Annotated in this window: 12 protein-coding genes; all 12 read left to right on the top strand. The window is 70.7% G+C overall.

Annotated features, from left to right (window positions below; genetic code table 11):
- Window positions 1-36 precede the first annotated feature (36 nt).
- Window positions 37-714: an MOSC domain-containing protein gene (locus AC1DB1_RS03375; RefSeq protein WP_271176725.1), complete on the top strand. Its 678-nt coding sequence runs from the start codon at window positions 37-39 to the stop codon at window positions 712-714.
- A gap of 41 nt (window positions 715-755) precedes the next feature.
- The gene (locus AC1DB1_RS03370) at window positions 756-1,298 is read left to right on the top strand and encodes a hypothetical protein (protein WP_477199784.1); all 543 of its coding nucleotides are present in this window, start codon (window positions 756-758) and stop codon (window positions 1,296-1,298) included.
- Between the two features lie 56 nt (window positions 1,299-1,354).
- On the top strand, window positions 1,355-2,224 hold the full coding sequence (locus AC1DB1_RS03365; RefSeq protein ID WP_271176727.1) for a LysR family transcriptional regulator: 870 nt from the start codon (window positions 1,355-1,357) through the stop codon (window positions 2,222-2,224).
- A 151-nt stretch (window positions 2,225-2,375) separates the two neighbouring features.
- The gene (locus AC1DB1_RS03360; RefSeq protein WP_477199783.1) at window positions 2,376-3,665 is read left to right on the top strand and encodes a sugar ABC transporter substrate-binding protein; all 1,290 of its coding nucleotides are present in this window, start codon (window positions 2,376-2,378) and stop codon (window positions 3,663-3,665) included.
- A gap of 3 nt (window positions 3,666-3,668) precedes the next feature.
- The gene (locus AC1DB1_RS03355; RefSeq protein WP_477199782.1) at window positions 3,669-4,643 is read left to right on the top strand and encodes a carbohydrate ABC transporter permease; all 975 of its coding nucleotides are present in this window, start codon (window positions 3,669-3,671) and stop codon (window positions 4,641-4,643) included.
- Window positions 4,640-5,467 (top strand): carbohydrate ABC transporter permease, encoded by an 828-nt coding sequence (locus AC1DB1_RS03350; protein WP_477199781.1) that lies wholly within the window; start codon window positions 4,640-4,642, stop codon window positions 5,465-5,467. The genes AC1DB1_RS03355 and AC1DB1_RS03350 overlap by 4 nt, the downstream gene beginning before the upstream one ends.
- Window positions 5,464-7,011, top strand: coding sequence for a glycoside hydrolase family 3 protein (locus AC1DB1_RS03345; protein WP_477199780.1), 1,548 nt, complete (start codon window positions 5,464-5,466; stop codon window positions 7,009-7,011). Before AC1DB1_RS03350 ends, AC1DB1_RS03345 begins: the two co-directional genes overlap by 4 nt.
- Window positions 7,008-8,264, top strand: coding sequence for an anhydro-N-acetylmuramic acid kinase (locus AC1DB1_RS03340; RefSeq protein WP_477199779.1), 1,257 nt, complete (start codon window positions 7,008-7,010; stop codon window positions 8,262-8,264). The genes AC1DB1_RS03345 and AC1DB1_RS03340 overlap by 4 nt, the downstream gene beginning before the upstream one ends.
- On the top strand, window positions 8,261-9,190 hold the full coding sequence (locus AC1DB1_RS03335) for an N-acetylglucosamine kinase (protein WP_477199778.1): 930 nt from the start codon (window positions 8,261-8,263) through the stop codon (window positions 9,188-9,190). The genes AC1DB1_RS03340 and AC1DB1_RS03335 overlap by 4 nt, the downstream gene beginning before the upstream one ends.
- Window positions 9,183-10,154 carry an N-acetylmuramic acid 6-phosphate etherase gene (gene murQ / locus AC1DB1_RS03330; RefSeq protein WP_477199777.1) on the top strand — a complete coding sequence of 324 codons (972 nt, stop codon included), beginning with the start codon at window positions 9,183-9,185 and terminating at the stop codon, window positions 10,152-10,154. The genes AC1DB1_RS03335 and murQ overlap by 8 nt, the downstream gene beginning before the upstream one ends.
- Entirely contained in the window at window positions 10,144-11,145 is a 1,002-nt protein-coding gene (locus tag AC1DB1_RS03325; RefSeq protein WP_477199776.1) for a MurR/RpiR family transcriptional regulator, read from the top strand. Before murQ ends, AC1DB1_RS03325 begins: the two co-directional genes overlap by 11 nt.
- Window positions 11,142-12,803 carry a beta-N-acetylhexosaminidase gene (locus AC1DB1_RS03320; RefSeq protein ID WP_477199775.1) on the top strand — a complete coding sequence of 554 codons (1,662 nt, stop codon included), beginning with the start codon at window positions 11,142-11,144 and terminating at the stop codon, window positions 12,801-12,803. Before AC1DB1_RS03325 ends, AC1DB1_RS03320 begins: the two co-directional genes overlap by 4 nt.
- The last annotated feature ends 107 nt before the right edge of the window (window positions 12,804-12,910 follow it).

Raw genomic sequence — 12,910 nt, 5'->3', positions numbered from 1 at the left:
CGCCGTCGATGGCGCGCGTGAGGCAGGATGGAGGGCATGGCTGAGCTGCTGGCGGTGTGCCGCGTCGAGAAACTGATCCCGGATGCCGGGAACGTCGGTGTCACCGCGATCGACAAGCGGCCGGCGACGAAGCCGCTGCGGGTGCGCCCGTACGGTCTGTACGGCGATGTGCAGGCCGACCGCAAGCACCACGGCGGCCTGACGAAGGCCCTCTACGCCTACGCCGAAGAAGACGCGGGCTTCTGGGCGGGCGAGCTGGGGCGCGACATCCCGGCCGGATTGTTCGGCGAGAACCTCCGCACGGCGGGGCTCGACGTGAACGGCGCCGAGATCGGCGAGCGGTGGAGCATCGGAGACGGCCTCGTGGTCGAGGTCACATGCCCGCGCACGCCGTGCGCGACCTTCCAGCGGCGCATGGCCGAACCCCAGTGGGTCAAGCGGTTCACCGACGTGGGGCTGCCCGGCGCCTACCTGCGCATCGTCCACGCGGGAACGATCGCGGCGGGCGACCCCGTCGACGTGGTGTCCCGTCCCGGTCACGGGGTGAGCGTCGCATCCTGGTTCACCGGGGCAGACGAGCTGCAGGCCGACGCCCTGGAAGCGTCGGAGCGTGCGGGCGCGGTGAGGCTGGTGCCCGAGATGCACGAGTCCATCGCGAAGCTGCGCGTACGGATCGCGTCAGCATCCGGTGCGCCGGCGTCCGAGAACCGTTAGGACCGCACACCGGGTGGCCGCGCAGGCGTAGTCCTGAGAGCGTGACTCTCACCAACCTGCTGCCAACCCTCCGCCTCACCCTTCCCGACCCGCTCGACCGCGACCGCTGGCCTGAGTACACGACAGCCACAACGCAGGATGTCGTCATCGCCGGCGTCTCTCTGCTGCGCCTCGCCGAGTGGTGCAGCACGCCATGCGTGCACACCGCGGCGGCCGTGATTCCGGGAACGGGCGGTCGCCCGAGCGAGACCGAGCTGACGTCGGTCGTCGTGGTGCGCGTCGAAGCGGTCTCGGCGCGGCCCGATGGTGGCCTCGCGGTGCGCATCGACGGCGACCTGGACCTCGTCGCGGCGGTCACCGCCGAAGCCCGGCTCATCGGCAGGGTGTCGACGGTCCGGAACACGCGCGTGCGCATCGGCGCAGCCATGCTGGAACTGCCGGGCGACCTGCGCGCCGGCGACCTCGTCACCATGCCGATCGCCGGGGTGGCGCGCCTGCACGACGTCGACCCGCGCCGCCATCCGGCTGCCGAGGCGGCGCCCATCGCGACTCCGGATGCCTCGCCGTCGCACTGCGGACGGTGAGTCGGGCATCGACTGGAGTGGTCATCCATCCCTCCATTCAGTCGTACGATTGCTGAATGGAACTGCGCCAGCTCGAGCACTTCGTCACCGTCGCTGAAGAACGGCATTTCACGCGCGCGGCCGAGCTGCTTCAGATCTCGCAGTCGGGTCTCTCCGCATCCATCCGTTCGCTGGAGCAGGAGCTCGGCACCTCGCTGTTCATCCGCAGCACCCGTCGCGTCGAACTGACGACCGCCGGGCAGGCGCTGCTCGCCGATTCCGTGCGGACCCTCGCCAGCGCCGCCGCCGCGCGCAACGCGGTCGCGGCGGTGCGCGGCCTCGTGCGCGGCCGCCTGACGATCGGCGCCGAGCCGTGCCTCGGGTCCGTCGACCTCCCGGCGGAACTCGCGTCCTTCCGCACCGCCAACCCGGGTGTCGAGGTGCGGCTGCGCTACTCCGGTTCCATCGAGCTCGTGGATGCCGTGGCCGGCGGTCGCGTCGACGTCGCGCTCGTGGTCGACACCGGTCACACCCCCGCCGGTGTGCAGCTGCGCCGGCTCAGCACCCAGGAGATGCTCGTGCTCTGCCATCCAGATCACCGGTTCGCGGCCGAGCGGAGCATCCCGTTGGAGAGCCTGCGCGGGGAGCCCCTGATCGGCTTCCAGGAAGGATGGGGCGCGCAGGCCCTTGCGCGCCGCGCCTTCGCGTCGGCCGGGTTCGACTACCGCGCGGCGATGGAGGTCAACGACGTGCATCCGCTGCTCGACCTGGTCGGCTACAACCTGGGCGTCGCGATCGTTCCGGCGAGTTTCGCCCGCAAGCGCCCCGACCAATTGGTGGCGGTCGCGCTGAGCGGCGACGTCCCGGCGTGGAACGTCGCGGTCGCCGTTGCCGAGGAACCGAGCCCCGCCGCCGGGGCCTTCTTGCGTCAGCTGCAGCCCGCCTGACGCGGGCGCGGGCGCGCCTCGAAGCGGTTGTAACAAACTCTTTACACGCCTTGCGTGGAAATAACTTGCAGACTGTCCTCCGATCACGGAGACTATTTCCATCATGTTCCGGGCACTCGCCCACTGACAGTTTCGAAGAGGAGACAGCACCATGAAGAAGCGCTATCTCTCCATCGCTGCACTCGCCATCGCTGCACTCGGGCTCACCGCCTGCTCCAGCGGGACGAGCGGTGACGGAGGATCGGTCGACGCGAAGGGCCAGAAGCTCACCGTGTGGATCATGCAGGGCACCAACCCCGACTCGACCGCCTTCTTCGACAAGGTCGGCACGGAGTTCAAGAAGGAGACCGGCGCCACCCTCGACGTGCAGTTCGTGCAGTGGGCGGATGCGCATGACCGGTTCGTCACGTCGATCGCGGGCAACACGACGCCCGACGTCGCCGAGACCGGAACCACGTGGACGGCGGAGTTCGCGGACGCCGGGGCGCTCGCGCCGATCGGCGACTACGTGAAGAAGGCCGACGTCGAGAGCGACCTGGTCGCCGGGCTCAAGCAGTCGGGTACCTACGACGGCGAGCTGTACGGCATGCCCTGGTACGCCGGAGTGCGCTCGCTCATCTACCGCGCCGACGTCTTCAAGGAGCTCGGCATCGCGGCCCCCACCAGCTGGAAGGAGATCGTCGCCGCCGGCGAGAAGATCAAGGCGGCGAAGCCCGACATGATCCCGTTCGCCGTCCCCGGCAACGCCGAATTCGGCGTGTACCCGTGGGTGTGGGGCGCCGGCGGCGAGGTCGCCACCGAGAAGGGCAAGAAGTGGACCTCGGAGCTCGACAGCGACGCGTCGCGCGAGGGCATCCAGTTCTACACCGACCTGGCCACCAAGTACGGCTTCTCCACTTCCGGTGCCACCACCTGGAAGGAGACCGACGTGCTCGACAACTTCAACCAGGGCAAGGTCGCGATGGCCATCCAGGGTTCGTGGACGCCGGCCACCGTCGTGCAGAAGGCTCCTGAGCTCAAGGGGAAGATCGCGGCGACGCCGATTCCGGGCAAGGACGGCGGCATCAGCCCGTCCGTTCTCGGTGGCTCGCACCTCAGCATCTTCAACACGGCCAAGAACAAGGATCTCGCCTGGTCGTTCGTCAAGATGATGACCACCGGCACCTTCGCCAAGGAGTGGGCATCGCAGACGGGCTACTTCGCCGGCCTCAACTCGCTGGTCAAAGACACCATGAAGTCGGACGACCCGCTGGTGAAGCCCTTCGCGACGCAGCTCGTCGACGGCGGGGCCTCGGTGCCCGTCACGCCGCAGTTCGGCGCGGTGCAGGCCAAGCAGACCACCAACTCCATGATCCAGTCCATCCTCTCGAAGCAGAAGTCGGTCGACCAGGCGACGACCGACGCTGCCAAGGAGATGACCCAGATCCTGAACGACAAGTAGCCCATGTCCGTCGACGTTCGTCCTCAGCCGCCGGCCGTGCACCGCACGGACCCGGCCGGCGGCGAGGCGCCGCGGCGCCGCAAGCGCCCCTTCTTCGTGACCGGCCGGCCGTGGCTGCTGCTCGCGCCCGCACTCGTCGTGCTCGCGGTGCTGCTGCTCTGGCCGCTCGTCCGCGTCGTGATCTTCTCGCTGCAGGACTACGGACTGCGCGAGATCGTCAGCGGCAAGACGAACTTCATCGGGCTCGCAAACTACGCCGAGATCTTCGGCAACTCCACGCTGTGGACCGTGGCGCTGCCCAACACGGTGGTGTTCGCCATCCTGTCCGTCTCGGGCACGGTCATCCTGGGCACGCTCGTCGCTCTGCTGATGGCCTCGCTCGGCACGTTCTGGCGCACCATCGTGGGCAGCGCCATCATGGTCGCCTGGGCGATGCCCGCGGTGACCGGCACCTACGTGTGGGTATGGATCTTCGACGCCGACAACGGCATCGTCAATCAGTTGCTGAAGGGCCTCGGCCTGATGCACGAGTCGTACAACTGGTTCACCAACCCCATCAGCTTCTACGGGATCGTGCTGCTGAACATCATCCATCACGGCTTCCCGTTCGTGGCGATCACCGTGCTGGCCGGGCTCCTCGGGGTGCCCAAGGAGATGCTCGAGGCGGCGGAGGTGGACGGCGCCGGGGCGGCGCGCCGCTTCTTCAGCATCATCGTGCCGTCGCTCAAGCAGGTCTTTGCCGTGGTGATCATCCTGTCGACCATCTGGGACTTCAAGGTGTTCGCGCAGGTCTACCTGATGCCGGGAGGCTCCGGCAGCAACCGCCAGGTGCTCAACCTCGGTGTCTGGTCGTACGTCGAGTCGTTCGGTCAGAACCGCTACGGCTTCGGTTCGGCGATCGCCGTGCTGCTGACCCTGGTGCTCCTCGCCATCACGATCGTCTACGTCCGCACGATGCTGAAGGAGGACAAGCTGTGACCCGGTCCATCCGCGGCAATGTCGGCAAGGGCATCGCGGTCGCCCTCCTCCTCGTCTTCACCCTGTTCCCCGTCTACTGGATGGTCTCCAGCGCCTTCGACAAGAAGGCGTCGAGCGGCGGGCAGTCGCTGGTGCCGAAGGAGTTCACCCTCGACAACTTCACCTACGTGCTCACGAAGGGCGGCTTCGACGTCTTCCTGCGCAACTCGGCGATCGTGGCGATCGCGGTCGTCGTGCTCTCCGCCGCGTTCGCGCTTCTCGCCTCTGTCGCCGTCGCGAGGTTCAAGTTCAAGTTCCGCACGGCCATCCTGTTCATCGTGCTCACCGTGCAGATGGTGCCGCTCGAAGCGCTGGTCATCCCGTTGTTCGTGCAGGTGCGCGACCTCGGCCTGCTCAACCAGCTGCTCGGCCTGGTGATCGTCTACGTGGCGCTGTCGCTCCCGTTCGGGATCTGGATGCTGCGCGGTTTCGTCGCGGCGGTCCCCGTCGAACTCGAGGAGGCGGCGTACCTGGACGGCGCCAGCTGGTGGCGGATGTTCCGCTCGGTGCTCTTCCCGCTGGTCATGCCGGGCCTTGTCGCGACGAGTGTGTTCTCGTTCATCACGGCGTGGAACGAGTTCATCTTCGCGATGACGTTGCTCGGCGGGGCATCCGATCAGTACACCGTCGCGATCGGCCTCAAGCAGTTCTTCGGCGAGCACACCAACGAGTGGGGCTACGTGATGGCGGCGTCGACCATCATCACGATCCCGGTCATGATCTTCTTCGTGCTGGTGCAGCGCAAGCTCTCCAGCGGACTCGTAGCGGGAGCAGTCAAGGGATGAACCACAGCACCGATCCCGCGGTGCGCGCACTGGTCGCCGGCGTGCTCTGGCCCGGATTCCTCGGGACCACGGCGCCGGACTGGCTGCTGCGCGAACTCGACGCCGGCCTCGCCGGCGCGGTGTACTTCGGGCACAACATCGACCACGACGACCAGGAGCAGCTGCCGGCGCTGTCCCGCCGGCTCTCGGAAGCGCGGGCCGGGGTGCTGCTCGGTGTCGACGAGGAGGGCGGCACCGTCACCCGCCTCGAGGCTGCGCACGGCTCGACGCTCCCCGGCGCAGCGCAGCTCGGGCGCGTCGACGATGTGGACGCAACGCGTGCGGTCGGTGCGGAGCTCGCGCGCCGGGTGCGCGCATCCGGAGCGACGGTCGTGCTCGCGCCGGTCGCCGACGTCAACACCAACCCCCGCAACCCGGTGATCGGCGTGCGCTCGTTCGGGTCGAGTGCTGCTCTGGTCTCGCGCCACGTCGTCGCGTCCGTCGAAGGGATTCAGAGCGGAGGCGTCGCGGCCTGCGTGAAGCACTTCCCCGGTCACGGCGACACGTCCGTCGATTCGCACCACGGGCTGCCGCGCGTCGAGCTGGCGCCCGCTGAGATCGAGTCCGACCATCTTCCGCCGTTCCAGGCGGCCATCGACGCTGGGGTGGCCGCGGTGATGACCTCGCACGTGGTGCTCCCGTCGTTCGGCGAGCTGCCGGCGACTCTCAACCCGCGCATCCTGGCCTCGCTGCGGGAGCGCGGTTTCACCGGCGCGATCGTGACGGACGCGCTGGACATGGCGGCGATCCGCGCCGAGTACGGTGCCGGTCGCGGTGCGGTGCTCGCACTCCAGGCGGGCGCGGACCTGCTCTGCATCGGCAACCCGTCGCCGCTCGGTCCCAAGCGCGGCACGACCGACGACCTCGCCGACTACCTCGAAGTGCGGGATGCTCTGCTCCACGCCCTCGACGACGGCGCTCTCGCCGTGGCCGACCTCGAGCGCGCATCCCGAGCGGTCTCTGCGCTGTCGGAGTGGGTGGAGTCGCGTCGGGGGGCCCCGGTCGTGGCGGACGGGTCAGGTGCGGGCTTCGACCGCGCTGCTGGGTTCGACGCTGCGCGGATCGTGCGCGAGGCGATCTCCGTCTCCGGAACGGTCGACCTCAGCGAACGCCCGCTCGCCGTGCTCGACCTCCGCGACCGCGCGACGATCGCTGTCGCGTCGACCGCCGACCCGTTCACGGCCGCCCTCAGTGCGCGCAACGACTGCGTGCGCGTCGGCGTGGGGCCACTCGGCGGCCGCGACGTGGTCGCCGTGCTGGCCGACGCGCTCGCGCAGGTCGAACAGGAGCGCACGATCGTCGCCCTCGTCGACGCGGTGCAGCCGGGATCCCCGCAGCGACGAGCCGTCGGGACGCTCGCCGCGGCGCGACCGGGCAGCGTCGTGGTGAACGCCGGTCTTCCCGGAGCCGAGCCGCTTCCCCTGGCCACCGTCGACGCGTTCGGGGTCAGTCGCCTGACCGCGGAGGTCGTGGCAGGACTGCTGAACGGAGCGATGGTCGCATGAGGATCCTGTCGTTGCAGTCGGGCACGAGCGCAGACGGTATCGATGTCGCGGTCGCCGAGATCGAGGCGCTCGACGCGTCCGCGACACCCGCGCTGAGTCTGCGCCCGTTGCTCGCTCGCACGGTGGACTGGTCGGAGGAGCTGCAGCCGCGACTGCTCGCTGCGATCGCGGGCGAGAGCCTCACTCCTGCCGAGTTCTGCGAGCTCGACACGCGCGCCGGGCAGGAGTTCGCGGCGGCCGCCCGCGCCGCCGCCGCCGAGATCCCCGGGGGTGTCGATCTCGCGGTCTCCCACGGACAGACCCTGTACCACTGGGTCGACGGCGGTCGTGCCCGCGGCACCCTGCAGATCGGCGAGGCATCGTGGATAGCGGAGGCCCTCGACCGGCCGGTGCTGTCGAACGTGCGATCGGCCGACATCGCCGCGGGTGGGGATGGTGCGCCCCTGATGGGACTCTTCGACCGGGCCTGGCTCGCCGGGGAGGCGGAGGCCAGCGGGAGCCCGATCGCCACGGTGAACCTGGGCGGCATCGCCAACGTGCAGATCGTCTCTCCGAGAGGCGGGCTCGTCGCGTTCGACAGCGGCCCCGCCAACTGCCTGATCGACGCTGTCGTCGCCCGTGCGACCGAAGGCCGCCAGACCCGAGACACCGACGGCGCCCTCGCCGAGGCGGGCCGGGTCGACGAAGCGGTGCTCGCGGCCCTTCTCGCGCACCCGTATTTCGTCGCCACGCCGCCCAAGAGCACCGGCCGCGAGACCTTCGACCTCGGCGTCGTGGACCGCGCCGTGGCTTCGGCGGGTTCCGGTGCAGGCTCGGTGCCCGAGCTTCCGCTCGCCGACCTGGTCGCGACGCTCACCGCCCTCACCGCCAGGACGGTCGCCGACGCGGTGCGTTCGGCGACGCCGACGGCCCCGAATCGGGTCGTCGTGTCCGGCGGCGGGGTGCACAATCCGGCCATGCTGCGCGCCCTCACCGCCGTGCTCGGTCTGCACGGCATCGCCGTGACGACGAGCGATGCGTGGGGTGTCGACCCCGACGACAAGGAGTCGCTCCTCTTCGCGCTGATCGGATTCCTCAGCTGGCACGGCGTCCCGGCGGCGCTCCCGGCCACTCCGGCCGGACGTGCCCGGGTGCTCGGCCAGCTCACGCTGACACCGGGCGCGACCCTCGGCCGGCGTCTGGACGGGATCGCCGGGCTGCGCCTCGCTGACACCCGCCTGGCCGGCACCCTGGCGGAAGCGACGATCGCATGACCGCGCGACCAGCCGCCGCGTCCACTGCCGCATCCGTGCTCGCCGTCGACCTCGGCAAGACCAGCTGCCGGGTGCGCCTCACCCAGGGCGGCCGGATGCTCGGCGAGGCCACCGCCCATGGTGCACCGGGGCTCGCCGAGGCCGACGGCGCGCAGCTCTCCTTCCGCGCGATCGCCGAGGGGGTCGGCCGGCTCGAGCACGCGCTCCCCACCGGCACGGCCGTCGGGATCGGCGCGGCCGGCAGCGAGGCGGCTCCGGCCGCCGCACGCCGGCTCATCGAGCTCGTCCGCGAGCGTTTCGACGGACCCGTCGCGATCATCAACGACGCACTCGCAGCGCACGCGGGCGCGTTCGAGGGTGCGCCCGGGACGATGCTCATCGCCGGAACGGGCGCGGTCGTCTTCGCCGTCGACGGGAGCGGAGCCGTCGCGCAGGTCGACGGCTGGGGCCCGTGGCTCGGCGACGAGGGGAGCGGGCAGTGGCTCGGGCGCCACGGGCTGGTCGCCGCACTGCGCGCCCGCGACGGACGAGGACCGCGCACCGCGCTGCTCGCCGACGCGACGGCACTGACCGGCGCCATCGCGTCGCTCCCGCACTGGGTCTCCGAGTCCGGAACCCCTGCCCGCCAGCTCGGCACCTTCGCGCCCACGGTCATCGACCGGGCCGCTGAGGGAGACGCCGTGGCCGTCGAGATCGTCGAGCGTGCGGCCGCGCACCTCGCCGACACCTGCGCGGCCGCCGGGCTGCCGACCGTGTGCGTGGCCGGCGGACTCGCATCCCACCCGTTCTTCGCGGCCCGTGTCCGGGCTGCACTCGACGCGCACGGGCTGCGCGAGACCGCGCCGAAGGGCGACCCGCTCGCCGGCGCGGCATTGATCGCGCTCGAGCGATCGCTGCCCTACGAGGAAAGGATCACCCGTGGCTGAGCCGCAGACCATCGCCGACCTCCGAGAGACCCTCGGAACGCTCGCCACCGAGGCGGTCGGTGAGACCGCCCGCGACCTCGACCTCATGTCGGTGGGCGAGCTGGTCGACGCCATGAACGCCAGCAACGCCGAGGTCCCGACCGCGGTCGCGCGGGTGAGCGCAAGCATCGTCGCCGCTGCGGACGGCGTCTCGGAGCGGATGCGCGCGGGCGGCCGTCTCATCTATGTCGGCGCCGGCACCGCCGGCCGGATGGGCATCCTCGACGCCAGCGAGATCCCGCCGACGTTCGGGGCCCCTCCCGAGTTGGTGGTCGGGGTGATCGCAGGCGGCGAAGAGGCGATCCACACGGCCGTCGAGAACGCCGAGGACGACGAAGACGCCGGTCGCGCCGCGCTCGCAGCGCTCCACCTCGGCCCGCTCGATGCGGTGATCGGGATCTCCGCATCCGGGCGCACCCCCTACGTGCTCGGGGCCATCGACTACGCCACAGCGGCCGGTGCGTTCACGGTGGGGCTCGCCTGCAACGCGGGGTCCGAACTGGGCTCCGCCGCGGAGGTCGCCATCGAGGTCGTGGTCGGCCCGGAGATCCTCACCGGCTCGACCCGGCTCAAATCGGGCACCGCCCAGAAGCTCGTGCTCAACATGATCAGCACGATCGCCATGGTGAGGCTCGGCAAGGTGTACGGCAACCTGATGGTCGACCTGCGAGCCACGAACGCCAAGCTGCGGGCGCGCTCCGAGCGCACCGTTATGCTGGCGACGGGTGTCGACGCGCAGACGGCGACGGCGGCGCTCGATGCGACCGGTGGCTGGATAAAGGCGGCGATCCTGATGAGCGAGACCTCCCTCGACGCCGACACGGCGGTGCGGATGCTCACCGAGCACGGCGGGCGGCTGCGCGATGCGCTGGCGGCCGCGGGCGCGGCTCCGGATGCGCACGGCGGGAGGGCGCATGTCGGTTGATGTGCTCGCCGCGGTCCGTCAGGCGCTCCCGCAGCTGAGCGCGACGGAGGCGCGCGTCGCGCGGGTCGTCATGGACGATCCGGCACGCGTCGTCGACCTCACGATCACCGAGCTGGCGGCCGTCTGCGACGCCTCCCAGGCCACGATCGCCCGCTTCTGCCAGGGGCTCGGCTTCTCCGGCTATCGCGAGTTCCGGCTCGCGGTCGCGTCGTCGACCAGCCGTGAGCAGGTGACGCGGGAGCGCTTCGAGCTGACCGAGAGCGAGATCGACCCGACCGACACGGTGCAGGAGGTCGTGGCGAAGATCGCCTATCAGGAGACCCTCGCGATCGAGAACACGGCCAAGGAGCTCGACGTCGAGACGCTCGACCGTGTGGTGGCGGCGATCGTCACCGCTCCGCGCGTCGACCTCTACGGCGCCGGCTCGAGCAGCCTCACCGCTCAGGACCTGCAGCAGAAGCTCTCCCGCATCGGCATCACGGCGTTCTGCTCGGTCGACCCGCATCTCGCTCTCGCCTCCGCGGCGCTGCAGAAGCCCGGCAACGTCGCGATCGGCGTCTCGCACTCCGGGCTCACGCTCGAGACCAACCACGCGCTGGCCGTCGCCAGGGCCGCGGGCGCCACGACGGTCGCCATCACCAACTTCCCCGACTCGCGCATCGCGGCCGAGAGCGACTATGTGCTCACCACGCAGGCCCGCGAGAGTCTCTACCGGTCGGGCGCGATGTCGAGCCGCATCGCCCAGCTCGCGCTGGTCGACTTCCTGTTCGTGCGCGTCGCGCAGCAGATGTACGACCAGATGACCGAGTCCCTCCGGCTCACCTACGAAGCGGTCAGCAGCCAGCGCCTGGCGCCGGAGCGTCACCGGAACGGGAACGGGAACGGGAACGGGAACGGGAACGGGAACGGGAACGGGAACGGGAACGGGAACGGGAACGGGACCGGCGGTCACGGCTCAAGCGGCGACGGCGCCGGCGGGCACGGCGCGTGAGCGCGGCCGGCCGTCTCCTTCCGAAGCCACGGCACCTGGAGGAGCGCGACGGCGAGTTCGTCGTCGGGCCGCGCACGCGCATCCTGTCGGATGCCTCGACCGCGCGACCTGCCGCCCTCCTGCGATCGGTGCTCACCGCATCCACCGGCTTCGCTCTCGGTGAGCCGGCCGGGCCCGCCAGCCCGGCCGGGACCGTCATCGCGCTCGCCGTGGACCCCGCGCTCGCGGCGGAGGGCTACCGCCTCGTCGTCGACGCCTCCGGGGTCCGGATCACGGGCGGCACGGCCGCCGGGGTCGGGAACGGTGTCCAGGCGTTCCTCCAGTTGCTGCCGTCCGAGGTGTACCGCCGCGCGCCCGTCGGGAGTGCCGACGACGGCGACGCTGTCCACTGGGCCGCGCCCGCCTGCGAGATCGCCGACGAGCCCGCCTTCCGCTGGCGCGGCGTCATGCTCGACGTCGCACGGCACTTCCTGCCGAAGCACGATGTGCTGCGCTTCATCGACCTGATGGCGATGCACCGGCTCAACGTGCTCCACTTCCACCTGACCGACGACCAGGGCTGGCGCATCCAGATTCTGCGCTACCCCCGCCTCACCGAGGTCGGCGCGTGGCGGCGGGAATCCCAGGTCGGCTACGGCGCGGATGCGCCGGGCGACGGGCGCCCGCACGGCGGCTATTACACGCAGCAGGACCTCCGCGAGATCGTCGCGTACGCGGCGGCGCGGGGGATCACGGTCGTCCCCGAGATCGAGTCGCCCGGCCACGTGCAGGCGGCGATCGCCGCGTATCCGGAGCTCGGGGTGACGGGGGAGCGCCTCGACGTCGGCACACGCTGGGGGATCATCCCGAACGTGCTGAACGCCGAGGAGGCCACCGTCGAGTTCTTCACGAACGTGCTCGACGAGGTGCTCGACATCTTCCCGTCGGAGTTCATCGGCGTCGGTGGCGACGAGTGCCCGAAGGGTCAATGGCGCGACGACCCGCGCACCCAGCAACGGATGCGCGAGCTCGGCGTCACGACGGAGGATGCGCTGCAGAGCTGGTTCATCCGCCGCCTCGACGACCACCTCACCGCTCGCGGCCGCCGGCTGTTCGGCTGGGACGAGATCCTGGAGGGCGGCCTCGCGCCGGGCGCCACGGTGGCGTCGTGGCGGGGCGAGACGGGCGCAGTCGCGGCGGCGCGCTCCGGCCACGATGTCGTGCTCTGCCCCGACCAGACGGCCTACCTCAACTACCGGCAGTCCGAGCGGCCCGACGAGCCCATCCCGCTCGTCGTCGTGATCACCGTGCGCGACGTCTACGCGTTCGACCCGGTGCCGCGTTCACTCACCGGCGACGAGCGTGCACACGTGCTCGGTGGGCAGGCCAACCTCTGGACCGAGTACATGGACTCGCCGCGCACGCTCGACTACTTCGCGTTCCCGCGGCTGTGCGCCCTCGCCGAGGCGCTGTGGACGGCGGGCGAGCGCGACTACGACGCCTTCGCCATCCGGCTGGACACGCACCTCGAACGCCTCGACGCTGTCGGGGTCGAGTACCGGCACGCCGACGGCCCGCTGCCCTGGCAGACCCGACCCGGCATCCCGGGCCGCATCGACAGCCGGGATGCGCGCGCCGCCGAGGTCGCCGCGCTCACCGCCAACATCGCCCCCGCGTAGCCCGGCCCTCACACACAATCGAGTCCGAAGTTGTTGCGCTTCGCCGTCGGCGTGTCGCGGCAACAACTTCGGACTCGATTGTGTGTGCTGGCCCGGGTGTGTGCGGG

It is taken from the genome of Leifsonia sp. 10N434 (genome assembly GCF_056394405.1).
Note: the sequence above shows the minus strand (reverse complement) of the source record. Positions and strands in the feature narration are given on the sequence as shown.

What these genes read in the sequence shown, in the direction of transcription:
- AC1DB1_RS03375 (WP_271176725.1), top strand. Translation starts at nt 37, where the DNA reads ATGGCTGAGCTGCTGGCGGTGTGCCGCGTCGAGAAACTGATCCCGGAT.
- AC1DB1_RS03365 (WP_271176727.1), top strand. Translation starts at nt 1,355, where the DNA reads ATGGAACTGCGCCAGCTCGAGCACTTCGTCACCGTCGCTGAAGAACGG.
- AC1DB1_RS03360 (WP_477199783.1), top strand. Translation starts at nt 2,376, where the DNA reads ATGAAGAAGCGCTATCTCTCCATCGCTGCACTCGCCATCGCTGCACTC.
- AC1DB1_RS03355 (WP_477199782.1), top strand. Translation starts at nt 3,669, where the DNA reads ATGTCCGTCGACGTTCGTCCTCAGCCGCCGGCCGTGCACCGCACGGAC.
- AC1DB1_RS03345 (WP_477199780.1), top strand. Translation starts at nt 5,464, where the DNA reads ATGAACCACAGCACCGATCCCGCGGTGCGCGCACTGGTCGCCGGCGTG.
- AC1DB1_RS03340 (WP_477199779.1), top strand. Translation starts at nt 7,008, where the DNA reads ATGAGGATCCTGTCGTTGCAGTCGGGCACGAGCGCAGACGGTATCGAT.
- AC1DB1_RS03335 (WP_477199778.1), top strand. Translation starts at nt 8,261, where the DNA reads ATGACCGCGCGACCAGCCGCCGCGTCCACTGCCGCATCCGTGCTCGCC.
- AC1DB1_RS03325 (WP_477199776.1), top strand. Translation starts at nt 10,144, where the DNA reads ATGTCGGTTGATGTGCTCGCCGCGGTCCGTCAGGCGCTCCCGCAGCTG.